This window comes from Pseudoalteromonas sp. BMB (assembly GCF_001709235.1).
GTDB lineage: Bacteria > Pseudomonadota > Gammaproteobacteria > Enterobacterales > Alteromonadaceae > Pseudoalteromonas > Pseudoalteromonas maricaloris.
The window spans coordinates 1-905 of the sequence record NZ_MBQA01000041.1; the positions used below are offsets into that span (position 1 = coordinate 1).

2 protein-coding genes are annotated in these 905 nt (G+C 34.8%); both read left to right on the top strand.

All coding sequences use genetic code 11. The annotated features are described in order from the left end of the window. Window positions 1–243: hypothetical protein (locus tag BB427_RS24595; RefSeq protein WP_217492886.1), on the top strand; the 243-nt coding region annotated here is incomplete at its 5' end. A gap of 112 nt (window positions 244–355) precedes the next feature. Continuing rightward, window positions 356–691 (top strand): hypothetical protein, encoded by a 336-nt coding sequence (locus BB427_RS03105; protein ID WP_069018904.1) that lies wholly within the window; start codon window positions 356–358, stop codon window positions 689–691. Window positions 692–905 lie beyond the last annotated feature (214 nt).

The following is a 905-nucleotide window of genomic DNA, read 5'->3' on the forward strand; positions in this document are numbered from 1 at the left end:
TTTAAAGTTCGATCCCGCCCTGGGATAATTGCAGCATTACAGTTTTACGGAATTATGTTGCTGGGGATTATTCCTCTTAATATGCTTATTGATTATTCTGAGGGAAGTGGTTTAGGGAACTATTTCTCAATAGAGTTCATCATGAACTTTGCTTCTCACCCGTTCACTTATGGAACTATCTTTGTCTTAACCATTATTTCTACGTTAAACCAATATTTATTGGTAAAGCACAAAGGCACATAACAAGCCATTACAATGCAGGACTTTTAACAATTTGCTTTTCCTCACTGCGTTCGTTATTTTAGCCAACAATTAAAAGCCCCTGAATGTGGCTTTATTAATCACATGGAGTCATATGAAAACTGATAGATTTTTTAAATGGATTTGGAATTTTAATGGGTTAGTTTTATTCATTGGAATCGTTACAGGGACACTTTTTATTTCCTATCAAATAGCCTTAATCTTTTTTAAAGATGATGTTGTAGAACAGCCAACATTGAACTTGGCTCAGGACGATAAGAAAGAAGAAAAGTGGGGTTTGGGTTACCCACGAAAAGTAGGTAATACTGATTTCCATTTTATCCCGCTAGAATCTGAGAAACTTTCTGTAGAAAAAAAGAACGAGGCAGAATGTATGAAAATTTTAGTGGCGGCAGCTATACGCCTACTCGGTCTAAGAATGTTCTTATAATAAATGGAAATACAAACCAAGCTGCATGGTTATTTGATTCAATTGAACAACTAATTATTGATATCAAGCCACTAGTTAATAATGAATTTAACAAAAACTCAATTACTCGAGGAATCAGGGCGGGATCGAACTTTAAATTGACGAGTATTAGTGTTTTATGATCTGATTGCGCATCGCAATTTTTTAAGTCGTTACAATGAGCATTATCTGTCTC